The following is a 23424-nucleotide window of genomic DNA, read 5'->3' as shown; positions in this document are numbered from 1 at the left end:
TTATGACTTCAGATTTAAGAAAAGTACATAAAATTATATGGATAATATTAATTATTGCTATACCTGTATTAATTGTTTTTTCTATAAAAAGTATCAAAGAACCATTATTTACAGATAGTGATTTAAAAATTGTTTCTAAAAACAATGTACAAAATACAATTTTAGATAATGATAGTTTTCATATAAGTGTTCAAGGGAAAAACACATCTTTAAATATGTTAAACATTGTGGTTAAAAAACCTTTAAAAAGTGCTTCATCTATTGTGTATGGCACTTCATCAGATTCTGGAAAAGAAATTTACTTGGGAGTTATAGATAAGAAAGGCATTTACACTTTTGATATTGATAGATCAATAAAGGGATTACGTATTTATGATGATATAAAAAAAATTGATATTTCTAATCTAAAATTACAATGGGAGTAAATTATCAAACCGTTCTTTGGAACCGAAATAAAAAAATCTATGATAAATGGATTATTTTAGGGATGCTTATCTATCTATTATGCTTTATAGGCATTACTTTAATTACTAATCCTGAGACTAGTATTGAGACATTAATTATAAGAGCATTTGGAACGTTAGCCATCGCTTTATTACACGTAATATTAGTAATTGGTCCTTTGGTTAGATTAAATTCTAGATTTTCACCATTATTATACAATCGTAGACATCTAGGAGTAAGTATGTTTCTCGCTGCATTAATCCATGGTGGGTTTTCTATTTTCCAATTTCATTCTCTTGGAAACGTAAATCCAATCTATGCTTTATTTACATCTAATATGGATTATGGTTCGCTTACCAATTTTCCATTTCAAGTATTAGGTTTTTTTGCATTAATCATCTTATTTATTATGGCATCTACCAGTCATGATTTTTGGTTAAAGAACCTATCGCCTAAATTGTGGAAGCGTTTACATATGATGGTATATTTAGCGTACACCTTAGTTATTTTACATGTGTTTTTAGGAGCTTTACAACAACAGCCTTCATTATGGTCAATCTCTATGTTAAGCTTAGGTTTTATAATTATCGCAGGATTGCATATAAGAACTAGTTTAATAGAATCTAAAACCGATAAAACTAAGACTGAAGATATTGTAGATGGATGGGAATATGTTTGTGATATTGATGAAATTCCAGAAGATAGAGCAAAAATATTTATAGTTAATAACGAGCGAATAGCAGTTTTTAAATATGATAATAAATTATCTGCAATTTCAAATGTATGTAAGCATCAAGGTGGACCATTAGGAGAAGGGAAAGTGATCGATGGATGTGTAACTTGTCCTTGGCATGGTTATCAATACCTTCCTCATAATGGGCAATCTCCTCCTCCTTTTACTGAAAAAATTGCTACTTATAATTTAAAAACTGAGAACAATAAAATATATGTACATCCAGAAGCAATGGCTGAAGGAACTGAAGTTAACCCTGTAATTATTTAATATATAATTTATGAAAAATGAAGAAGATGATTTTTATGTAGGCTATCTCGATAATACGTCTACTAAAACAAAGAAAACAACAAGGCTATTTGTCGTTTTTAGTTTATTAGGATTGATTGCTATAGCTTCTATTTTTGCATTAACACAAAACACATTTAAAAATAGCACTTTTGAGTTAACTACAAGTACTAAAATTACTGGGGTATATCATGAAATGCCTTATCCAATGCTTAAAGTTAAAACAGCTGAAAATACTTATAAAAATATTTTACTTTTAGGTTTTGGTAAATCGAGCGCTAATCCTTTTCTAGAAAAAATAAGAAGTAAAACTCCTAAGCTATCTGGAAGCATCTTAAGTATAGAAGGAAATCTTATCTACTACAATGGGAAAACATTATTGCAGATTACCAATGATGAAAAAATTTCATTAGTTGAAAAAACGAATCCTAATAGATTACCAAAAGTAGAACAAGTAGCTAATAATATGGAATTTAAGGGAGAGGTCATCGATCCTAAATGTTATTTTGGAGTGATGAAACCTGGGAAAGGGAAAATTCACAGAAGTTGTGCTGCACTTTGTATTGCTGGTGGTATTCCCCCAGTTTTAGCAACTAATGATGAAAATAATATTTCTGAATATTATTTAATTACTGATAAAAAAGGAAATCCAATTCATAAAGATATTCTTCCTTATATAGGAAAACCTTCTTTAATTAATGGAAAAGTTGTTAGAGTAGAAGATTGGTATCAATTACAAATTGATGTTAATTCTATTCAAGATTTAAATCAGCCTTCAAAAATATATTAATTACTATTTTTTATAATAAAAAAAATAACGAATGTCTAAACACGACTTTTATAAAGAGTCTCTGAAGCTTCATGCAGAGCATAAAGGAAAAATTGAAGTAATTTCAAAAATAGATGTAAATACTTCAGATGATCTTTCAAGAGTATACTCTCCAGGAGTTGCTGCACCTTGTTTAGAAATATCCGAGAATATTGAAAAAGCTTACGATTTAACAATTAAAGGTAATACTATTGCAGTAGTATCTGACGGTACTGCAGTATTAGGCTTAGGTAATATTGGGCCAGAAGCAGCAATCCCTGTTATGGAAGGTAAAGCAATGTTATTTAAAAAATTTGCTAATGTTGATGCATTTCCTATTTGCTTAAATACAACCGTTTCTTCAGAAATTATTGAAACTGTAAAACGGATAGCTCCAGTTTTTGGGGGTGTAAACCTTGAAGATATTTCTGCTCCACGTAGTTTTGAAATAGAAACAGCATTACAGGATATTGGCATCCCTGTATTTCATGATGACCAACATGGTACTGCTATTGTTGCTCTAGCTGGTATTTTAAATAGTTGTAAAGTATTGGGCAAAGATATATCTGATTTAAAAATTGTAATTAATGGTGCTGGTGCTGCTGGAATTGCTATCTCTAGATTATTACGTTGTATCAGTATCGATCCTAATGTTTGTATTCCTGTAAAACAAATATTAGTTTGTGACAGCAAAGGTATCATTCATAAAAACAGAGCAAATTTAAATCCTGTAAAAACAGAACTACTAAATTATTCTAACCCTCAAAATATTGAAGGCACTTTAAAAGATGCTATTAAAGATGCAGATGTATTTATAGGTGTAAGCGTAGCTAATATTTTAACCGCTGCAGATATAAAAACAATGGCTAAAGATCCTGTAGTTTTTGCTTTAGCAAATCCCGATCCAGAAATCACTCCTGAAGAAGCTTTAGAAGGTGGTGCTGCAATTATTGCAACTGGGAGAAGCGATTATCCTAATCAAGTGAATAATGTATTAGCTTTTCCAGGAATTTTTAGAGGTGCTTTGGATTGTAGAGCAAAACGTATTACGCCAAGAATGAAAATTGCCGCAGCTTTTGCAATTGCAGATTGTGTAACACAACCTAGCAGAGAGCGCATTATTCCTGAAAGTTTAAATAATGAAATAGCTGCTAAAGTAGCTCAAGCTGTTATTAATGCCTACAATGAAAGTTAAGTTTTTAATATTATAAAGTAAGTGTATGAAAAAAAAGTTAATAGAAACATTAAGTACTTATAAATATTTAATTGCATTAATTAGTGTATTTAATTTTCTATTGACCCCTATTCATACTAGTCTTTCTGGTATGTATCCTGCTCAAGTGGTAGTTGTAAATTATACCCTAGTAATTCTTGCAAGTTCATTAATAGCATCTAACGCAAAAACTCGATTAAGAACCTATATATTAGGAGTTATTGCCTTAATTTTTATTTGGTTAGAGTTTTCAAATCCTAACACAAATATCATAAAAACGTTGCGTCTTTCTTCTTCATTTCTTTTATTCTTATACTTCTGTATTTTGCTATTACAGCAGTTAAAAAAAATAAAGGAGATAAACTTACAATTTATACTAGGCCCTATATTAGGTTTTATTTATTTAGGCATTATTGGCGGAATTCTTTTTGAAGGTATTGCTTTTATAGACCCTGGGTCTTTTCATTTTAGAGGAGATTATTCCGGGTATATCTTTTATTATTTTAGCTTTATTAGTGTTACAACAGTAGGATATGGTGATATTACACCACTCACTCCTCAAGCTCAAGCTATTACTTTAGTAATGAATATTATAGGGCAATTTTATCTTGCTATTGTCATTGCTGTTTTTGTTGGAAAATACATTAATGTAAAATCTTAAAACTAAAACTTATCTTTAATTAGGTAAATCTTTAATAAAAACTTTAGCAATTAGTGAATAATAGAAGTTCTTTTTTTCTAATTTCACACCATATATTCGTGCTTCTTTTACTCTATTAATGTTTGCTATTAAAAGTGCTATAAGTGATAGGGTAATAAAAATTGCAAGTATCAAAATTGTCAACATAGTACTATTCTATATTTTTCTTTCTCTACTTACGACAATTAAACTAACAAGGTTTTAATTATCGATGATTTTAACAAATTAATTTTAGAAATAAATTATTTTTCAGGATAATTCATTACTATAAAATCTACCAATCTTGCTACTAAATTAGAAGTGTGATTATTAAAATCTACTACTGGATTTAATTCTGCTATATCACAAGATATTATTTTTTTAGTTTGAAGTAAAAAGTTTAGTATTTCAAATACAACCTGAGGTGTTAATCCCAATGGAGATGGCGCACTTACACCTGGTGCAAATGCAGAAGAAAAACAATCCATATCGATAGTTAAATAAATATAATCAACTTTTGAAACAAATGAAGTCAATTTATTTTTTAAAACTTCAATATCTGAAATAGATTGGCAATCGTCATTAAAAGTGTAATCTACATTCTCTCGTTGGGCTATATCAAAAAGTTCTTTGGTATTAGATTGTTGTTGTATCCCAACAACAAAATACTCTAAAGTTTCATCTACATCTTTTAATTTCTGAATAATTTGATTAAATGGAGTTCCAGAATTACTTTGCTTGTCTACAGTTCGCAAATCAAAATGTGCATCAAAGTTTATAATTCCGATTTTTTTATTTGATATGTTTTTTACAAATTCTTGGATTCCCATAAAATGCCCATAAGCAATATCGTGCCCACCTCCTATGGCTATCGGAAAAATATTATTTTCAAGTAAATTAGTAATTCCGTTTGCTAATCCTTTTTGGCAAGCTTCCATATCATCTTCTACACAAACTACATCTCCAACATCTGCAATAAGTTTTGCCTCATAATGAATAGGAAGTTTTGCCAGTCTCTCTCTAAGTATTTTTGCTCCATCTTTTGCACCTACTCTTCCTAAATTTCTTCTAACACCTTCATCACAAACGTAACCTATTATAGCTATATCAATACTATCATCAATTTTCAAGTTATTAATATCTTTTAATACAATAGATTGATACCAATATTGATTATCTAATTTTGGGTTAGATGATCTCCCCGTCCAGTTTGTTTTTTGTCCTGGAATGTATTCTACGTTTAATTGTTGTAGTTTATTGTTTTTCAAATCATTTATAATTACCGAATTTCTTTTCCTTTTAAATATACTTTATCTACTTGAGATGTTCCAAATGCATAAGGTATAAACCCATACGAATTTATAGGTTTTGTTATTATTAGATTAGCAAATTTACCAACAGTAATCGATCCTACTTCTTTTTCTAAACCCATTGCATAAGCTCCATTAATAGTAGCTGCGTTAATTGCTTCTTCAGGAGTCATTTTCATTTTAATACACGCAGTAGCTACTACAAAATTCATGTTGCCTGATGGTGTAGATCCTGGATTATAATCAGAAGCTAAAGCCAATGGTAAATCCGAATCTATAATTTTTCTCGCCGGGGTATAAGGAATTCCTAAAAAATAAGAGCATCCAGGGAGTGCTACTGGCATTGTTTGTGAGTTTTTTAATACTTGGATATCTTCATCTCTCATTACTTCTAAGTGATCAACAGATAATGCATTATATTTAACTCCTATTTGCACACCTCCAATAGCTGTAAATTGATTAACGTGAATTTTAGATTTTAATCCATATTGTTGTCCTGCCCTTAAAATTAATTCTGTATTCTTCACAGAAAAATATCCTGTTTCACAAAAAACATCTAGATAGTCTGCTAAATTCTCTCTAGCAATTATAGGCATTATCTCATCAATCAATATTCTTAAATACTCTTGTTTATTATTTTTATATTGAACTGGAAGCGCATGTGCCCCTAAAAATGTAGCTTTAATATTTACAGGATAATTATCACTCAAACGTTTTATTACACGAAGCATTTTTAGTTCTGCCTCTAGTGTTAACCCATATCCGGATTTAATTTCAATAGCTCCAGTTCCTAATTGTATAACTTCTTCTAATCTTAATTTACTTTGCTGGTATAATTCATCTTCTGAGGTATCTTGAAGTTTTTTTGCTGAGTTTAATATTCCACCTCCTTTTTTCGCAATATCTTCATAAGTCAAGCCATTAATTCTATCTACAAATTCACCTTCGCGGTTTCCAGCATATACAATATGAGTATGAGAATCACACCAAGATGGTAATATCATTTGCCCTGTAGCATCTATACATTTATCAACTTTAATAGTTGGGCAATCCTCCATATTTCCAAAACCTGAAATACGGCCATTATCTATCAATAAATACGCGTTTTTAATGGTAGGCAAATTTTTCATTTGTGTACCAGCAACAAATAAAATTGGTTCTGTTCGTACTTGAATGAGTTCTTTTATATTTTTAAAAAGCGTAGTCATCAAAATAATTTTTTTAATAAATCATCATTTACCGTATTAGGAATCGTTACTTTTAAATTTGGTGTACGTTCCATTTCTCGCTTTATAGCAAATATAGCTTCTTTATTTCTCGCCCAATTTCGCCTAGCAATTCCATTATTAACATCATAAAATAACATTTTTTTTAAACGTATTTCTGCTGCTTTCGTTCCATCCAATAACATTCCAAAACCACCATTAACTACTTCTCCCCAACCAACACCACCACCATTATGGATCGACACCCAAGTGGCACCTCTAAAACTATCACCAATTACATTATGGATAGCCATATCTGCAGTAAATTTACTTCCATCATATATATTTGAGGTTTCTCTATATGGTGAATCTGTTCCACTTACATCATGATGATCTCTACCTAAAACTACAGGGCTTATATTATTTTTTTCAATCTCATCATTAAATGCTTGAGCTATTTTAGCACGTCCTTCTGCATCAGCATATAAAATTCGTGCTTGAGACCCAACAACCATCTTATTCTTTTTAGCATCTTTAATCCAAGTAATATTATCTTGCATTTGTTGTTTAATTTCATCTGGGGCAGTTTCCATTATCTTTTGTAATACAGCCATCGCTATCTCATCTGTTCTGTCCAAATCTTCAGGTTTTCCAGATGTACAAACCCAACGAAAAGGCCCAAAGCCATAATCAAAACACATCGGCCCTAAAATATCTTGTACATAGGATGAATATTTAAAATCGATATTATTTTCTGCCATTACTTCAGCTCCAGCTCGTGATGCTTCTAACAAAAATGCATTACCATAATCAAAAAAGTAAGTTCCTCTTGCTGTATGTTTATTTATAGCAGTTGCGTGACGCCGTAATGATGCTTGCACTTTTTCTTTAAATTGTTCAGGAGCTTCACGAATTAATCGATTAGCTTCATCGTATGAAGTATCTACAGGATAATATCCTCCTGTCCACGGAATATGTAATGAGGTTTGATCTGAGCCTAAGTGAATAAATATTTCTTCTTCATAAAAACGTTCCCATACTTCTACAACATTACCAATAAATGCAATTGAAACAACTTCTTCTATATCCTGAGCTTGTTTAACTCGAATTATTAAATCATCTAAATTATCAATTAATACATCTACCCAACCCTGTTCATAACGTTTTGTTGCAGCTTTAGAGTTAACTTCTGCACAAACAGTAATACAACTAGCAATATTTCCTGCTTTAGGTTGCGCTCCACTCATCCCTCCTAAACCAGCGGTTAGAAATATTTTTCCTTTAGGGGTTTCATTTGGTTTTAATATTTTACGAAACGCATTCATTATTGTAATTGTGGTACCGTGAACAATACCTTGTGGTCCAATATACATAAAAGAACCTGCTGTCATCTGTCCATATTGTGTTACCCCTAAGGCGTTAAATTTTTCCCAGTCATCAGGTTGTGAATAATTAGGAATCATCATTCCATTAGTTACAACAACTCTGGGAGCTTCTTTTGAAGACGGAAATAATCCCATTGGGTGTCCCGAATACATATGCAATGTTTGTTCGTCTGTCATTATTGCCAAATATTGCATGGTCATGAGATATTGTGCCCAATTTTGAAAGACAGCCCCATTACCTCCATAGGTGATTAGTTCTTCTGGATGCTGTGCAACTTCTGGATTCAAATTATTTTGAATCATTAACATAATTGCAGCTGCTTGTTTTGATCTTGCCGGGTATTCAGATATTGATCGTGCGTATATTTTATAACTCGGTTTAAAGCGATACATGTATATACGTCCAAAATCTTTTAATTCTTCAGCAAATTCTTTTGCTAAGGTTTTATGCCATTCTTGAGGAAAATAACGAAGCGCATTTCGAATAGCCAATTGCTTTTCTTCTACAGATAATATATCTTTTCTTTTAGGTGCACGATTTACACCCTCAGGATAACTATATTTTGATGGTAATTCTTTTGGAATTCCTTGCAATATTTTGTCTTGAAATTTCATAATTTAATTACTTCTAATTTACAATAAATGCTTCTTGTTTAACCAGATTAATCATTGCGTCAATATCATGTTTAAGAACTCTATCGTTTTCTAGTTTTTTCACTTTAGTCCGAATACGTTTAAAATTCTCTTCTATAATAATTGAAAATTTATTTGGTCTTCTAAACTCTAAAGCTTGAGCTCCATACATTAATTCTATCGCTAATATCTTTTCTATATTTTCTAAAATCTGATTGAATTGACGCCCAGAAATACTACCCATAGAGACATGATCTTCTTGACCTAATGAGGTTGGAATACTATCTACTGAAGGCGGAAAGCATAGAGATTTGTTTTCTGTGACTAAAGCTGCCGTAGTATATTGTGGAATCATATACCCCGAATTTAATCCACCACTTTCTGTAAGTAACCGTGGTAAGCCATATTTCCCTTCTAACAATAAATAACAGCGTCTATCAGATATATTTCCTAATTCTGAAGCTGCAACAGATGCATAATCTAATGCCATCGCAAGAGGTTGTCCGTGAAAGTTACCTCCGGAAATCGCTTCTGTTTTACTTAGTACAATTGGATTATCTGTTACCGAATTCATTTCGATTTCTGTTAGTTTTCTCAAATGGTAGTATGCATTTCTAGATGCTCCGTGTACTTGTGGAATACAACGCATAGAGTATGGGTCTTGTACGCGCTCACAATTTTCATGAGATGCTATATTTTGAGAATCTTTAAAAAGCATGCGCATACGTTCTGCTACTTTTAAATTCCCCTTAAAAGGTCTAATAGTATGTAAAGCTTCTTTAAAAGGTGATTCACTTCCTTGATAGCCTTCTAAACTCATCGCACCAGCAACATCTGCTAAATCTAACAGGTATTCCATTTTTTTAAGCCCTAGAATAGCATGTGCAAGAATAAATTGTGTACCATTTATTAGAGCTAAACCTTCTTTTGCTTGTAATTGAATTGCTTCCAATTGGTGTTTTTTCAATACTTCTGTAGCTGAAACAATTTTATTATCAATCCAAAACTCGCCTTCTCCTAATAGTGGTAAAAATAAATGTGACAACGGTGCTAAGTCTCCTGAAGCTCCTACTGAACCTTGCTCTGGAACTACAGGTAATAATTCATTTTCGATACAATATAAAATACGTTCAATGACTTGTAAACGAATCCCTGAAAACCCCCGACATAAAGCATGTACTTTGCAGATCATCATAATTTTGGACAGCTCTTTATCTATCGGGCTTCCAACACCTACAGCATGTGTAATTAATAAGTTCTCTTGCAATACACTTGTTTCTTCTGGTGATATTTGTACATCACACAAAGGGCCAAAACCAGTATTTATACCATAAACTGCTTTGTTTGAATTAGCAATTGTTTCAACTTTTTGTCTACAATCATTTACTTTAGAAATAGCTTCTTCTGTTAAAGTTGCTTTTAACTTGTTTTGAGATATTTTAATGACTTTATCAATTGTTAAGTTATCTATTCCGTATTTAAACATCGTGTATTATTTCTTAAAGTTGATTTCTTTCAAAGTTATTTATATTTTTGATGCTCAACAATACTATTTAATTCAATAAATAATAACTATGAGTTATCAAATAGAATTTAGACATTTCAAATATTTTTTAGCAGTTGCTGAAGATTTACATTTTAGAAAAGCTGCCGAACGTCTATACATATCACAACCTGGGCTAAGTAGACAAATTAAACAAATGGAAGATGATTTAGGAATTATATTGTTTGAGAGGCATAATCGAAAAGTGCAACTCACCAATGCTGGCATTTATTTAAAGAATGAATTAACTTTAAATTTAAAAAATATACAACACACCTTAAATCATGCTAAATCTATACATAAGGGTGACAATGGAAGTTTAAAAATGGGGTATGTAGGCTCTGCAATGCAGAATATAATTCCCGATTTGTTATTAAAGTTTAGAACTAAATCTTCTAATATTATCTTAAATTTAAATGAAATGGGAAACCAGAAACAAATTGACGAATTACTTTCTAACAACTTGGATGTAGGTTTTGTTAGGTTAGAAAGAGTGCCTAGAAGTATTGCAATACGTCCTATTTTAAAAGAATCTTTTTGTTTAGTACTTCCTGAAGATCATTCAATAAACAAGAACAATTTTAAGGATATTACTCAGCTTAAAAACGAATCGTTTATTTTGTTTGATCCTAAATACAGTACTTCTTATTTTGAAAAAATAATGCAAATTTTTGATGACGGCGGCTTTTCTCCATTAGTAACACATAAAACAATTCACGCCAGTTCAATTTATAAATTAGTAGAAAATGGATTTGGTATTTCAATAGTTCCAAAATCTTTGATGTCAGAACATCAAGAAGGTATTAAGTTTATTGAGTTAAACAAAACACCTCACCAAACAACATTATCTGTCGTTTGGAATAAAACCAATAGAAATCCTGTTTTGAATCTTTTTTTAGAACATATTGTTAAATAAAAAAGAGCTTATCTTGCATCAACAACTCTTATTTTCAATTCATTCTCTGTATGAATTATTTTATAAACAGAATATATGTTTTTATTAAACTCGATCCATTCATTTTCACGAGGTAGAAACATTAATTTAAGCTCTCCAATTGATTCCATATTTTTTTGATTTACTAATCTTGCTTTCATATGTTTTTACTTATTGAATTAAATATTACTTCTTTTATTTTTTTGTTTTAACTATTTTAGGAAGCTTATCAACACTTAATATTTTTCATTTTAAAAATGAAAAACTCAGGTATATCGATATAATTAACCAGACATACCCGAGTTATCATCACTAACTACTAAAAAAACCAATCTGAATTGTCTTTTTATTATTTAGTTTTTAATCCTTTCCAATTTTCATTAGCTTTTTTCACTAACTTAGATTCTTTTTCCCCTATCCAAAGTTGTTTTGCATCTACTTCTACATCATTCAAGAATAAGTAGTATTTTCCTTTACTTACTACAAATTTTGTAGGGTCAACTCTAAATTTTGCACCTGCATAAATTCCAAAAGCACAAAACCCTCCATATTGTGGCATATATTTACTTGGATTTTGATCAAACTTTGCTTTTTGCTCAGCTGAAGTAAAATAATATGCAATTTCATTATGAACTGATTTGTATTGTTTAGACCCCCTCTGTGCCAACTCTAAATCAAGATAAGACACTGGACTATATCCATGTAATCCTATTTTGCTATCATCTATATTATTTGCTTTTTTATCTTGAGCAAACATTACTGCACTTATTGAAAATGCTACGATTAAAATTGTTGTTTTAATTAAATTTCTCATTGTTATTATATATTAAATTTCTAATTATTATTCTGCGTTAAAATATCCTTCTTGTATTACTTCCCCTTTATTATTCCAAATGCGACGAATAGTTTCATGCCAATAAATGGAACTATTATCTTTCATTTTAAAATCAAACGTAAACTCTGAAACAGATACATTACCTTCAACAATGGTATGATGATGTGTAATTCCGTTTACTTTAGCTATTGCTCCTGCAAAGCCTTCCATTTTTTCTACCATTTGTGCTTTATTGGTAGTAACAGTTCCTCCATAATCTAATGTGTTTGCATCATCGGCAAAAAACAACTGTACGGCACTTACTATATCTCCCTTAGCTACTATATTATCTATTTGAGTAGCTTGCTTTCTTATATCTATTTTTTTCTTTTTAAAAATATCAAACATGATTTCTGTTTTTTTGTTTGTACAAAGGTCTTATTAGACATCATTTTGGTTACTATAAAAAAAGCGCAAAAAGTTGTACTTTTTATTTTGCCTCACTCATTAGCTTTAACCATAAAAAAAGAATTATTGAAAGTGTATTCAATAACTCTTATAAATCAACGAACGGAAATGTCGATTTTAATTGTACGTCTTACTCAACTTCTCCCAGTTCTTGTCTGCTACCGATACCAACTTGTTATGATTCTTCTCTGCTAACCATAATTGTTGTGCATCTAACTCTAAGGTGTATAGATATAAAAAGTATTTACCATCTTTTACGATAAATTTATTTGGGTCTGGTCTGAACTTCGCTCCTGCATACGTTCCAAATGCACAGAATCCTCCATACTGTGGTACATATCTTGCCGGGTTCTTATCAAATGCTTTCTTCTGATCTACCGATGTAAAGTAGTATGATATCTTCTTGTATTCTGATTTAAATTGTTGTTTTCCTTTTTGTGCTATTCCTAAATCTAAATACGATACTGGGCTATAGCCTTGTAATGCGATATTACTATTGTCTATATTATTTGCTTTCTTGTCTTGTGCAAATACGGTTGTGCTTACTACTAAAGCTAGCCCTAAAATTGTTGTTTTTATTAAATTCTTCATCTCTTTTTTATTTACTTATTTATTTTTCTTGTTGTTGTTTTATTACTCTGCGTTAAAGTATTCTTCTTGTATTACTTCTCCGTTTTCATTCCATACTCTTCGAATGATCTCATGCCAGTAGATCTTACTGTCATCTTTCATGTTAAAGTCAAATGTGAATTCTGAAGCGGATACATTTCCATCTACAATAGTGTGATGGTGGGTAATGCCATTTACTGCTGCTATTGCACCTGCAAAGCCTTCCATCTTTTCGATCATGGCTTGTTTCCCTATGGTTCCACCGCCACCATAGTCTGATGTGTTAGCGTCTTCTGCAAAAAATTGCTTTACGGCATCTACTATTGCGCCTTGTGATACGATAGCATCCATTTTTGTTGCTTGGTCTTTGATATTCATCTTTATTATCTTTTTAGTGATTAAACAAATTTTGTTTTGTAATTACACCGCAAAGATCAATGAGAATAACTCCTTATTTGATACAAAAAACACGCAAAATATTGTACTATTTTAGTAGTTAAGATGATGATTTTGGAAATTTATCTATGTCAAATACTTCGATTATTTTCTTCTTTATACTACTTTGTGGAATATTTTTAAAGAAATAATTTCGTATGTTCTGAGCGTATTTGAGGTGTGCTATCTTTCCTATTAACCATGACCTTTTCACTATCGAGCTTACTTTTTTCATTCTTTTATTCTGAAATAACTGAAATACATTTTGGTTTAAGTTCTCATTAATAAGATTAGATAAATAATATGCATCTTCAATAGCTTGAGCTCCTCCTTGACCCATATTTGGTGTTGTAGCATGAGCAGCATCTCCTATTAAACAAATGTTGTTCTCACTCCATTTATTTAATAGAATTAAATCATTTATGTCGTTTCTAATTATATCGTTGTTATCTGTTGAAGAAATTAGTTTATTAACTAATGGATGAAAACTTCTATAGCTTTTAAGCAATTCGTTTTTAATATTACTACTATCTTTTTGATTTGGTTTACTTAATGAAACTGCAAACCAATATGTTCTACCAACAGCTATTTGAGTAAAACCAAACCTTATTTGGTTTCCCCATATTTCCATCCCTCTATGTTTGTAAGCATTATCTAAACGGAGATTAGAAATTCCTCTCCAACAGGTTTGTCCCGAATATCTTATTTTACTTTTAGGGAAAAGCTGTTTTCTTACTCTTGAGTTAATTCCATCTGCTCCAATTAAAAAATTGGATTCATATTCTGTCTCATCTTGAAATATCGTTTTTACTTTATCTCTATTTATTACGAATCTCTCAAATGATTTATTCAAATGAATTTTTTGCTCAGGGACATTTTTTATTAATAATTTTTGAAGTTTCGCTCTATGTATTGCAATAGAATAATATCCAAATTTTGTTTTTACATCATCTTGAGAATTATCGAATAAAGGTGATAAATTAGGTTTACTTAACGTAATTCGATCTATATAGTTTCCGCTACTCTTTACATCGTCTAATATTCCGAGCCATTCAAATACTTGCAATGCATTTGGGGATAATAATATTCCTGCTCCTATATCAAACAACTCAGGTTCTCTTTCAAACAATTGATACTCTATTCCCAATTTCTCAAATGCTAATGCGGTGGTCAATCCTCCAATTCCTGCTCCAATTATTGTATACAATTTATTTTTTAATTAATTGTTGTTTGTTTATAATGCAATATAATGGCATTATAAATATAAGTTCATATAAAAAGGTCTCTTAAAATTGTATTTTTTATTTTTCAAATCTCAAAAAACACACTTAAAGTAGTTTTTAAAATAATATATTAATCTAGTTTGTAAGATTTGAGTTTTATAAATATATTTGTATATACAAATAATGTACTTGTTATGAATAATTATTTTCAAGCTATTTTTGAAATTATAAGAACAGGGCATTGGATTACAGATTCGATCTCTAAAGAATTAAAGGAATTTGGAATTTACGAGCCTCAATACAATGTATTAAGAATACTACGCGGGGCAAAAGGAAAGCCTATTTCTGTAAATACAATTTTAGAAAATATGGTACAACGTTCTAGTAACGTAACTCGTATTGTTGATAAACTAGAAACAAAAAGACTTGTAAAACGAACTCTCTCTCATGAAGATAGAAGAAAAATGGATATCATAATTACTCAAGATGGTATTGAATTATTAAAAAAATTGGATAAGAAAGTTCACAATTTTCATAAACCAATGATGAATAATCTTAATTCAGAAGAAACAGAGACTTTAAAACGATTAATTAAAAAATTAAAAGAACATTGAAAATGAAAAAAATAGTAGCCATTGGTGGAAGTAATAGTAAAAACTCTATTAATAAAGTATTAGCTATATATGTAGCTAATCAGCTTAAAAAGTCAGAAGTTATTGTTGCAGATTTAAATGATTTTCACTTATCATTATACGGAATTGATGCTGAAAATGAAAATGGAATTCCTGAAAATGCTACACGATTAAATAATCTAATAGAATCTGCAGATGGTTTAGTAATATCTTTAGCAGAACATAATGGTTCTTATTCTACAGCATTTAAAAATGCTTTTGATTGGATGTCTAGAATTAATCAAAAAGTATGGAAAGGCAAACCGATGCTGTTAATGGCAACTTCACCCGGAGCTAGAGGTGGAGCAACAGTACTTCAAACAGCAAAAGCATCATTCCCTCATTTAGGAGCAAATATTATAGCCGATTTCTCTTTACCTTCTTTTCATAAAAATTTCTCAGAAAAAGGAATAGTTAACAAAGAGCTAAATATTGACTTAGCTCAAAAAATTAAAATGCTACAAGAAGCAATTTAAAAATAGAGTGCATTGAGTTTTATATCTCAATAGAGAAAACTTTATAATAATCAATTAACGATAAAACAATTGGGTATAATAGTATGTGCCTTGACTATTTTTTATTGCTGCAATTCCTATGTGTGTAAAATCACCTTCGATATTAGCTCTATGTCCTGTACTATTAAGCCAGCCTGTCATTACCGTTTCTGCAGTTGGGTAACCAAAGGCCACATTTTCACCAGCGCTTCTCGCATTCAATTTTAATTGCATTTGTTCAAATCTTTCATCAAAATTATCATGACTAATTTTCCTTTCGGAGATCATATAATTAGTATGTACAATTGCTAAACTATCAGCAACCGTATTTCTAGACAAACTAGACATTCCTATAGTTTGACGGTGTTCGTTTACTAATTCTAAAATTTCTTCAGTGATAGATTGTGAGCTTATGGAGATAGTATCATCATCATCTAAATTGAAAGTTTCATCATCCGAACATGAAGCCATGAATAATAATAATGGGATTATTAAGTAGGTTATTTTTTTGTTCATAAAAAAGTTTTTCTTAATAACTTAAAAAAGTCAATTTTAGTATTAAAAAAGATGAAACTATTTATTTTCAGAAATAAAAAAACCTGTAACAAAAGCTTTGTTTAACTAAAGTTACCACGATAATACTCTAAAATTTTTATCTGCAAAACATACTCGTATTGGGCGTTGATTAGATTTACTTTAGCGTTTTCAAAATTATTTTTACTAGTGATATAATTTAAAAAATTAGAGATTCCGTTATTAAACCTTATTTCATTAACTCGATATGATTCTTTATAAGCTTCTACTTGTTTTTGTAAACTTTCGCAACGCTGGTAAGCTGTCATCATATCAAAATGGACTTGAGCAATAGTATTTTTAATATCCAAATAGTTACGCTCTAAAGTTATGGTAGATTCTTTAACTCTATTTTTTTCTAGTCTTACATTATTTCTTGCTCTTAACCCATTAAAAAGTGGTATTCTTACTGAAAGCCCTACTACTGTATTCAAATTATTATCCAATTGGTCGCGGAATCCGATATTTTGAGATTCAAAATTAGTTTGTTCACTCATTACCAATAAGTTTTCTCCATTTACGGTTACAAAATCCCCCGTTTCTATAATATTTGTTCCTGTAGATGTAAAAGTTTGAGCAGCACTAGAAAAATTGGTATTCACTCCTGCAAAAACAGAAATTTCTGGAACAAACTGTGCTTTAGCAATACTCACTCCTTTTTTTACGGCTTCAACACGTAGCTCACCTGCTTTAAAAGCTAACCAATTTTGCAATGCATCTTGATAGACCTCGTCAGCAGACAAGTTGTATGTTTTAAAATCTAAAATAAAATCTTTTGTTTCTATAGCAATCTTATCATCTAAATTCAACAACTGAATAAGGTTTAACTTTGCATTATTCCAATTATTTTCTGCGATAACAACACTGGTTTCATCATTTGCAATCTGGCCTTGTATATCTGTATAATCTGCTGGGTTTCCTGATTCATTTTTATAAAAACTTTCTCTAATATTAAGTTGCTGCCGGGTAGCTTCTAAACGTGTTTTTGATAGTTGAAAAACAGCTTCGCTATTTAACACTTGTAAATATGCTAGTGTTACTCTTAAAGTGATATCCTGTTTGACGGCTTCTACTTCTATTTCGGATGCTTTTCGGTTTAAACGATTTTGTTTAGTCCTATTAATTAATCGAAATCCATTAAAAACAGTAGCATCAATATTTAACCCAGCATTAGAAAAAGTTAATTCTTGGTTGATAAAGTCATTAGTAAAAGGATCTATACTCCGGCCAGTATTGACTCCTAAATTAAAGTTACCATTTACACTAGGCAATAAATCTGTTTTAGATTGCTGATGGTTCACTTTTGCAGAATTAGCACTTATAGTTGCTGATTTTATATCTAAATTATTTTCTAAAGCTATTGTAATACATTCTGCTAATGAATAGGTTTCTTTTAGTTGATTTTGGGTAAGCCCTTTCCAGGTCATCAAGCTAATGATGATGCATATTATATATGTACGTATCATGATTTATTAGTTATTAAGAGGTTATCTTTCCATCAAGTAAGTGTATAATTCTAGAACCATAAGCTGCATTACGCTCCGAGTGTGTAGCCTGAATAATTGTTACTCCTTCCTGATTTAATTGAGAGAACAACTCCATAATTTCAACACTCTGCTTAGAGTTAAGGTTTCCTGTAGGTTCGTCTGCTAAAATTAATTTCGGATTTCCAATCAATGCTCGTGCGATACCTACCAATTGTTGTTGACCTCCACTTAATTGTGATGGAAATAAATCCTTTTTTCCGACAATGTTAAAACGATCTAACATATCGGCTACCATTCCTTTTCGTTCTGAAGATTTTATTTTCTTATATAAAAGAGGTGTTTCAATGTTCTCATAAACGGTTAACTCATCAATAAGGTGATATGCCTGAAACACAAAACCAATATATTCTTTATAGAGTTTGGATCTATTTTTTTCTTTCATACTATGTACCGGGTCACCCAAAAAAACATATCCTCCTCCAGTAAAATTATCTAACATCCCTATACAATTTAACAAGGTAGATTTCCCTGACCCAGAAGGCCCCATCAGTGATATAAATTCGCCTTCTTTTATATCCAAGTTAATTTCATTAAGCAATGTTACTTTATTACTTCCTGAATTAACAGTTCTTGATGCTTGACTTAATTTTAATAATGTGTTTTGCATTTATATGTTTTTATTAAATTATATCTATTCTGTTCTTAAGCTTTTTACAGGATTTACTACAGCTGCTTTAATGATTTGAACACTTACCGTAAGCAATGCAATACCTAATATAATAACTCCTGATGATGCTATAATGCCAAAATTTACACTAATACGGTAGCTATATTCTTCTAACCATAAAGTTGAAATATAATAACCTATTGGGATAGCAATAATCAAAGAAATCAATACCAATACCATAAATTGTTTAGATAATAATTGCCATATCGCTTGTACAGAAGCACCTAATACTTTTCGAATGCCGATTTCTTTTTTTCGTTGTATCGCCATATAAGTAGATAAGCCTAAAACACCCAAACAACTTATAAAAATGGCAACCAATGCAAATAAGCCAATAAGTTTTGCAACACGTTTTTCGGCATCAAAATTTCGTTGGTAATCATCATCCATGAATCTGTATGAGAACAAATTCTCTGGGTTATGTTTTTGAAATACCGATTCCATTTTAGCAAGGGCGCCTTGTATAGCATTATCTCCAGAAGCTATTTTAATGTTAAAATAATTTAAGAAATCCCCTTGATGCAATATGTATAGTGTAGGTACTATAGGGTCAAAAGGTGATAATCCTACCATATCTTTTACAACACCTATGATCTCATAATTTCTATTTTTTCCCCATTTTACATATTCACCTATAGGATTTTTAAAACCCATATATTTTACAGCAGCTTCATTGACTATGAATGCTAAGGAGTCACTAGCAAATTGAGCTGAGAAATCTCTACCTTGTATAATTTCCCATTCTACCATCTTACCAAAACCATCAGTAGCACGTATAGTATAAAATTCTTCTTCAAGTTTAGGGTCTTTACCCCTCCATTCAAAACCACCATTTGTTGTAGTTGTACTAGTTATTCTAACATCAGAGGCAGTAACTTGATCTATATATGGTGATTCTTCAAATTCCCTTTTAATAAGATCAAAGCTTTGACGTACTTTACTCGTATTAATAGGCATACTAACCAGTAAATCTTTATTAAATCCGATAGGTCTATTTTTAGCATGATTGATTTGACTCATAACTGTTAAAGTTGCTATAATAAGTACACCTGATATAACAAATTGAGTAACGATAAGTGTTTTTCTTATGGCGACAGCGCTTTTATTACCACTAATTAAACCTTTTAAGACTTTTACAGGCTTAAATCCTGAGATGTATATTGAAGGATATAAACTACTTAAAATACCCGTAATAAATATTAATAAAGCACTAATTCCCCAGAATGAAAGGTCACTAAAAGGGATTGCAAGTTCTTTTAAGGTAATGACATTAAATTGAGGTAGTAATATATAGGCAAACCCTAATGCAATACAAAATGAAAAGAAGATAATTACAAACGATTCTGTAAAAAACTGAAAGACTAATTGTTTTCGAGAAGAGCCTAAGGTTTTTCTAACTCCTACTTCTTTACCTCTTTTTAGTGCATTAGCTGTACTTAAATTCATAAAGTTAATACAAGCTAAAAACAATATAAATAAACCAATTATGCCAAAAACAGTGACTCCAGTGATGTCTCCGCCAACATTAACTCCATTTTCAAACTCAGAATACAAATGCCATTTAGACATAGGGTGCAAAAATAGTTTAGCTTCTCTTGTGCTTTCGGTATAATTATCATTCCTAATATCCTTGATAAGTGTAGATACTTCCTGTAGTGTATTCCCATCTTGTAATTGCGCATACACCAGAAACCAAAAATTTCCCCATCCTAATCGTTCCTCATAACCTTGAGTTGTTTTTAAAAGTTCAAAAGAGGCAATAAATCCTGTATCATCAAAACTTGAGTTGCTGGGTAAATCCTCATAAATCCCAGCTACTTTAACTTTCATTGTTGGGCTAAAATCAAAAGCTTTTCCTATTGGGTTTTCTGAACCAAATAAATTTTCAGCCGTACTTTTAGATATTAAGATGGATGACATATCAGTAAGTGCTTCTCTACTGCCAGTTACCATTTCTAAATCTAAAAGCAATGCCAAATCTGGTTCTGCAAACCTTCCTCTAATGGATAACACCTTTTCACCATAATCAATATCATATTCACGATCTCTTGTGCTTGTTGCAACATATTTAAAATGGTTTCCATAAGCATCTCTTAATACTGGAGCTAATTGCATAGGTTGCCCTGTATAAGTTCTAACCTCCTCACCCTCAGCAATATGCTGCATTACAGAAGCGATATCGCTATAATTTTTAAATGATTTATTAAAACTTAATTCGCTATACACCCACAGACTAATGAGTAACACTGCAGTTAATCCTATAATCAATCCTCCAGCATTTAAAGCTAAAAATCCTTTATGCTTTAAAATACTTCTAAACCCTATTTTTAAATTTGTTTTTATCATGATTGTTTCGTTTTTTGATTAATTTATTCCACCTTTAAACTCTCTAAAGGATTAACCATTGCTGCTTTAATGGCTTGAATACTTACTGTTATTAATGCGATGATTACCACGATAAGGCTTGCCACCGCAAATACCCACCATTCCAGATGTATGCTATACGCAAAGTCCCGAAGCCAATCTTGCATAACTAGCCAGGCCACTGGAAGAGCAATTAAAATAGACACTACAACAAGTTTTAGGAAATCTTTGGACAATAGAGCGACAATGGTCATCATACTGGCTCCAAGCACTTTACGAACACCTATTTCCTTGCGTCTTTGTCCCGAATTAAAAATGGTTAGACCTAAAAGTCCCAGACAGGATATAAGAACCACAAATAAAGTAAAGACCTTTGACAAGGTCGCTACTCTATTCTCTGCCTCATATAATTGTTGATATTCCGTATCGAGGAATGAAAATTCGAATGGATATCCGGGTTGAAACGTATGATAGACCTCTTCTATCTGATTAATGATGTCAAAGGAAACAGCATCTTCAAATCGCATCACAATACTTGTCCCAAAATCTCTGAATCTAAGAATGAGCGGCTCCATTTTTTTGTGAAGTGATCCGTACTGAAAATCCTCCACAACACCGATAACTTCCATAGCTTCACCGCTTTTGTCAATACGCACCCCTATAGGGTCTTCTAACTCCATAAGTGCTACTGCAGCCCTATTAAGAATGATTCTATTATGATCATCGTTAAATTTCCTTGAAAAAGTTCTCCCTTCTATAATATCTATACCCACAGTTTCAATAAAACCGTAGCCAACTCTGGGCGATTGGAACATAATACCCTTATCACGTGGATTACCTCGCCACATAAAACCGCTTTGGCCGTCCGTCCCGTCCAATATGCTTCCGTTCATAAATGAGGCATGAGCTATACCTGAAATACCTTTCAATTCGTTGATAAATGTATCTAGGTTTTCTGTATCGCTATGAATGTCAAATGTAACAATATTATCCCTTTGATATCCAATGTTCTTTTCCATGACAAAGGCCATTTGACGATTCACAATAAAAACACCAATGATAAAAATGACCGATAAAGCAAACTGAAAAATCACGAGCCCCTTTCGTATCCATAGGTCGCCAAAAGATTGGCTTAACTTTCCTTTTAAAACTGAAATAGGAGTAAAACTCGATAAGTAGAATGCCGGATAACTACCAGCTAAAACCCCGGTAACGACCATAAGTCCTAAAAGGGATAGGATGAAATTGAAACTAAAAGCTAGGTAAATGGATTTCCCTGTAACCTGATTAAAATAGGGCAATACCGAACTCACTATGATAAGGGCCACAATCATTGAAAACAAGGTAAGCAAAAAGGACTCACTTATAAACTGAATTACAAGTGCTTTCTGACGACTGCCCAACACCTTTTTTACACCGATCTCCTTTAATCGTCTACTAGCTTGCGCAGTCGATAAGTTCATAAAGTTGATACAAGCAATCAATAAAATGAGAATGGCAATAATTGCAAATAGTTTAATGTACGTAATTCTACCTCCGGATTGCACACCATTCTCGTAGGGAGCTTTTAAGTAACGTTCTGAAAATTGCTGTACAAAAAGAGTAACTATCTCACGACCATCAGTTTTCGTTGTTAGATATTTGGCAATTTTGGTATTCAAAGCTGTGATATCTGTCCCTGGTTTTATGGTCAAATACGTTTTTGCATAACCACTTTTCCAATCACTCGCCCAGCGTGAGGCTTCTGCCAGTAAATCGGTAGAAACTACGGCATCAAATGTTAATGTAGAATACGAGGAAATATTTTTGAAAACACCTGATACTTCCACGGTTTCTTCTTTAGAACCATCACTCCATTTATAGTCCCAATTGAGCGTTTTACCTATAGCATTCTCAGGGGTATTAAACAGCTTTATTGCTAGGTCTTCAGATAACACAACACTATTCTTCTTTGTAAGCACATTACCTATATCTCCAATTAACAGATCAAAAGAAAATGTATCGAAGAAATTGGGAGAGGCAAAGATGCCCTTGCCCAGATATTCTTCTTCTTCGTTGGAAAACAAGCCTATGGGCGTAATAAAATCAGCATTTGTAGTGGTAAAAGATGTTATCTCTGGGATTTCTTCAGCCAAAGCCTCTCCTAAAAGAAGAGAGCTATTATCCATAGTTATAATTTTATTCTCCACATCATGATTTGACATCACCTGATATATGGATTCCTTTTTCTCATGAAAAGCATCCACAAGTTTTTCATCATTAATCCATAGCACAATAAGCAATACGCAGGCTAATCCAGTAGAAAGTCCAATGACATTGATTAAAAAACTACTCTTACTCTTCTTAAAATTGCGTAATGCTATACGAATATTGTGTCTTAACAT

At 31.5% G+C, this 23424-nt stretch carries 22 protein-coding genes; 8 read left to right on the top strand and 14 right to left on the bottom strand.

Annotated features, from left to right (window positions below; all coding sequences use genetic code 11):
- Positions 1–2 precede the first annotated feature (2 nt).
- Genes D1817_04350 through D1817_04330 form a run of 5 tightly spaced genes read left to right on the top strand, consistent with a single transcriptional unit; the run spans position 3 to position 4147 of the window.
- On the top strand, positions 3–425 hold the full coding sequence (locus D1817_04350; GenBank protein ID AXT19122.1) for a hypothetical protein: 423 nt from the start codon (positions 3–5) through the stop codon (positions 423–425).
- Positions 416–1447: a (2Fe-2S)-binding protein gene (locus D1817_04345; protein ID AXT19121.1), complete on the top strand. Its 1032-nt coding sequence runs from the start codon at positions 416–418 to the stop codon at positions 1445–1447. Before D1817_04350 ends, D1817_04345 begins: the two co-directional genes overlap by 10 nt.
- 10 nt (positions 1448–1457) lie before the next feature.
- Positions 1458–2255, top strand: a complete 798-nt coding sequence (locus D1817_04340) for a hypothetical protein (GenBank protein ID AXT19120.1) — start codon at positions 1458–1460, stop codon at positions 2253–2255.
- Between the two features lie 31 nt (positions 2256–2286).
- Positions 2287–3468 carry an NADP-dependent malic enzyme gene (locus D1817_04335; protein ID AXT19119.1) on the top strand — a complete coding sequence of 394 codons (1182 nt, stop codon included), beginning with the start codon at positions 2287–2289 and terminating at the stop codon, positions 3466–3468.
- Positions 3469–3493: 25 nt separating this feature from the next.
- Positions 3494–4147, top strand: a complete 654-nt coding sequence (locus D1817_04330) for a two pore domain potassium channel family protein (GenBank protein AXT19118.1) — start codon at positions 3494–3496, stop codon at positions 4145–4147.
- Between the two features lie 281 nt (positions 4148–4428).
- Here the strand turns inward: D1817_04330 and hutG are convergent, their stop codons facing one another.
- Genes hutG through hutH form a run of 4 tightly spaced genes read right to left on the bottom strand, consistent with a single transcriptional unit; the run spans position 4429 to position 10184 of the window.
- Entirely contained in the window at positions 4429–5433 is a 1005-nt protein-coding gene (gene hutG / locus D1817_04325) for a formimidoylglutamase (GenBank protein ID AXT19117.1), read from the bottom strand.
- A gap of 11 nt (positions 5434–5444) precedes the next feature.
- On the bottom strand, positions 5445–6683 hold the full coding sequence (locus D1817_04320) for an imidazolonepropionase (protein ID AXT19116.1): 1239 nt from the start codon (positions 6681–6683) through the stop codon (positions 5445–5447).
- Positions 6683–8680 carry a urocanate hydratase gene (locus tag D1817_04315; GenBank protein AXT19115.1) on the bottom strand — a complete coding sequence of 666 codons (1998 nt, stop codon included), beginning with the start codon at positions 8678–8680 and terminating at the stop codon, positions 6683–6685. Before D1817_04315 ends, D1817_04320 begins: the two co-directional genes overlap by 1 nt.
- 13 nt (positions 8681–8693) lie before the next feature.
- Positions 8694–10184: a histidine ammonia-lyase gene (hutH, locus tag D1817_04310; protein AXT19114.1), complete on the bottom strand. Its 1491-nt coding sequence runs from the start codon at positions 10182–10184 to the stop codon at positions 8694–8696.
- 88 nt (positions 10185–10272) lie between these two features.
- On the opposite strand from hutH, the gene D1817_04305 reads away from it, so the two are divergent.
- A complete protein-coding gene (locus tag D1817_04305; GenBank protein ID AXT19113.1) occupies positions 10273–11157 on the top strand; it encodes a LysR family transcriptional regulator in 885 nt (294 codons plus the stop codon).
- A gap of 367 nt (positions 11158–11524) precedes the next feature.
- On the opposite strand, the gene D1817_04300 is transcribed toward D1817_04305, so the two are convergent.
- The 5 genes from D1817_04300 to D1817_04280 form a co-directional block, all read right to left on the bottom strand.
- Positions 11525–11989, bottom strand: coding sequence for a hypothetical protein (locus D1817_04300; GenBank protein AXT19112.1), 465 nt, complete (start codon positions 11987–11989; stop codon positions 11525–11527).
- Between the two features lie 27 nt (positions 11990–12016).
- Entirely contained in the window at positions 12017–12370 is a 354-nt protein-coding gene (locus D1817_04295) for a hypothetical protein (protein ID AXT21227.1), read from the bottom strand.
- A gap of 204 nt (positions 12371–12574) precedes the next feature.
- The gene (locus D1817_04290) at positions 12575–13048 is read right to left on the bottom strand and encodes a hypothetical protein (protein AXT19111.1); all 474 of its coding nucleotides are present in this window, start codon (positions 13046–13048) and stop codon (positions 12575–12577) included.
- A gap of 42 nt (positions 13049–13090) precedes the next feature.
- Positions 13091–13444, bottom strand: coding sequence for a hypothetical protein (locus D1817_04285; GenBank protein ID AXT19110.1), 354 nt, complete (start codon positions 13442–13444; stop codon positions 13091–13093).
- A 118-nt stretch (positions 13445–13562) separates the two neighbouring features.
- A complete protein-coding gene (locus D1817_04280; protein ID AXT19109.1) occupies positions 13563–14708 on the bottom strand; it encodes a zeaxanthin epoxidase in 1146 nt (381 codons plus the stop codon).
- A gap of 210 nt (positions 14709–14918) precedes the next feature.
- On the opposite strand from D1817_04280, the gene D1817_04275 reads away from it, so the two are divergent.
- Both D1817_04275 and D1817_04270 read left to right on the top strand, forming a co-directional pair.
- Entirely contained in the window at positions 14919–15338 is a 420-nt protein-coding gene (locus tag D1817_04275; protein AXT19108.1) for a MarR family transcriptional regulator, read from the top strand.
- A 2-nt stretch (positions 15339–15340) separates the two neighbouring features.
- Entirely contained in the window at positions 15341–15871 is a 531-nt protein-coding gene (locus D1817_04270; protein ID AXT19107.1) for an NADPH-dependent oxidoreductase, read from the top strand.
- A gap of 54 nt (positions 15872–15925) precedes the next feature.
- Here D1817_04270 and D1817_04265 read toward each other — a convergent pair whose 3' ends face one another.
- The 5 genes from D1817_04265 to D1817_04245 form a co-directional block, all read right to left on the bottom strand.
- Complete coding sequence (locus D1817_04265) at positions 15926–16405, bottom strand: CAP domain-containing protein (protein ID AXT19106.1); 480 nt, start codon at positions 16403–16405, stop codon at positions 15926–15928.
- Between the two features lie 101 nt (positions 16406–16506).
- Positions 16507–17889 (bottom strand): TolC family protein, encoded by a 1383-nt coding sequence (locus D1817_04260; GenBank protein AXT19105.1) that lies wholly within the window; start codon positions 17887–17889, stop codon positions 16507–16509.
- 52 nt (positions 17890–17941) lie between these two features.
- Positions 17942–18616: an ABC transporter ATP-binding protein gene (locus D1817_04255; protein ID AXT19104.1), complete on the bottom strand. Its 675-nt coding sequence runs from the start codon at positions 18614–18616 to the stop codon at positions 17942–17944.
- Positions 18617–18640: 24 nt separating this feature from the next.
- Entirely contained in the window at positions 18641–21022 is a 2382-nt protein-coding gene (locus D1817_04250) for an ABC transporter permease (GenBank protein AXT19103.1), read from the bottom strand.
- A 23-nt stretch (positions 21023–21045) separates the two neighbouring features.
- Entirely contained in the window at positions 21046–23424 is a 2379-nt protein-coding gene (locus D1817_04245) for an ABC transporter permease (GenBank protein ID AXT19102.1), read from the bottom strand.

Source organism: Flavobacteriaceae bacterium (genome assembly GCA_003443635.1).
In the GTDB taxonomy this organism is placed as follows: domain Bacteria; phylum Bacteroidota; class Bacteroidia; order Flavobacteriales; family Flavobacteriaceae; genus AU392.
This window is presented reverse-complemented; position numbering and strand designations above follow the sequence as displayed.

Excerpts from the sequence above, each read along its gene's own strand:
- D1817_04340 (AXT19120.1), top strand. The coding sequence starts at position 1,458 with ATGAAAAATGAAGAAGATGATTTTTATGTAGGCTATCTCGATAATACG.
- D1817_04300 (AXT19112.1), bottom strand. The coding sequence starts at position 11,989 with ATGAGAAATTTAATTAAAACAACAATTTTAATCGTAGCATTTTCAATA.
- D1817_04345 (AXT19121.1), top strand. The coding sequence starts at position 416 with ATGGGAGTAAATTATCAAACCGTTCTTTGGAACCGAAATAAAAAAATC.
- D1817_04350 (AXT19122.1), top strand. The coding sequence starts at position 3 with ATGACTTCAGATTTAAGAAAAGTACATAAAATTATATGGATAATATTA.
- D1817_04260 (AXT19105.1), bottom strand. The coding sequence starts at position 17,889 with ATGACCTGGAAAGGGCTTACCCAAAATCAACTAAAAGAAACCTATTCA.
- D1817_04330 (AXT19118.1), top strand. The coding sequence starts at position 3,494 with ATGAAAAAAAAGTTAATAGAAACATTAAGTACTTATAAATATTTAATT.
- D1817_04265 (AXT19106.1), bottom strand. The coding sequence starts at position 16,405 with ATGAACAAAAAAATAACCTACTTAATAATCCCATTATTATTATTCATG.
- D1817_04245 (AXT19102.1), bottom strand. The coding sequence starts at position 23,424 with ATGTTAAGACACAATATTCGTATAGCATTACGCAATTTTAAGAAGAGT.
- D1817_04305 (AXT19113.1), top strand. The coding sequence starts at position 10,273 with ATGAGTTATCAAATAGAATTTAGACATTTCAAATATTTTTTAGCAGTT.
- D1817_04275 (AXT19108.1), top strand. The coding sequence starts at position 14,919 with ATGAATAATTATTTTCAAGCTATTTTTGAAATTATAAGAACAGGGCAT.
- D1817_04335 (AXT19119.1), top strand. The coding sequence starts at position 2,287 with ATGTCTAAACACGACTTTTATAAAGAGTCTCTGAAGCTTCATGCAGAG.
- D1817_04270 (AXT19107.1), top strand. The coding sequence starts at position 15,341 with ATGAAAAAAATAGTAGCCATTGGTGGAAGTAATAGTAAAAACTCTATT.
- D1817_04320 (AXT19116.1), bottom strand. The coding sequence starts at position 6,683 with ATGACTACGCTTTTTAAAAATATAAAAGAACTCATTCAAGTACGAACA.
- hutH (AXT19114.1), bottom strand. The coding sequence starts at position 10,184 with ATGTTTAAATACGGAATAGATAACTTAACAATTGATAAAGTCATTAAA.
- D1817_04285 (AXT19110.1), bottom strand. The coding sequence starts at position 13,444 with ATGAATATCAAAGACCAAGCAACAAAAATGGATGCTATCGTATCACAA.
- D1817_04290 (AXT19111.1), bottom strand. The coding sequence starts at position 13,048 with ATGAAGAATTTAATAAAAACAACAATTTTAGGGCTAGCTTTAGTAGTA.
- D1817_04315 (AXT19115.1), bottom strand. The coding sequence starts at position 8,680 with ATGAAATTTCAAGACAAAATATTGCAAGGAATTCCAAAAGAATTACCA.
- D1817_04250 (AXT19103.1), bottom strand. The coding sequence starts at position 21,022 with ATGATAAAAACAAATTTAAAAATAGGGTTTAGAAGTATTTTAAAGCAT.
- D1817_04255 (AXT19104.1), bottom strand. The coding sequence starts at position 18,616 with ATGCAAAACACATTATTAAAATTAAGTCAAGCATCAAGAACTGTTAAT.